General features: G+C 40.7%; 1 protein-coding gene. It reads left to right on the top strand.

The window, feature by feature from the left end; all coding sequences use genetic code 11:
* On the top strand, nt 1–236 hold a 236-nt coding region (locus SB679_RS26275), incomplete at both ends, for a hypothetical protein (protein ID WP_410705363.1).

Below are 236 nucleotides of genomic sequence, written 5' to 3'. Positions count from 1 at the left end.
ATTTCAGCGAATGTGCTTAAATCCTGGGAGAATGAATGGTTTGTAAAAGCAGGCGGAAGCTATAAAAAGCTGGGTGATATTTATATTCCACATCATACTCTTCAGAATACAGGAGCGGAGGTGAATTCATTCAACTTTTCTTTCGGAAAGCACGGGTTTATGCAGGGATTTGATATTTCCTATAGCGGAATCAATCAGGACTTTGGGATTTATAAAGGGGCACACCTGGGAAACAG

It is taken from the genome of Chryseobacterium sp. SIMBA_029, from assembly GCF_046535275.1.
GTDB lineage: Bacteria > Bacteroidota > Bacteroidia > Flavobacteriales > Weeksellaceae > Chryseobacterium.
The sequence above is the reverse complement of the archived record's forward strand: the minus strand, read 5'-3'. Positions and strand labels throughout refer to the sequence as shown.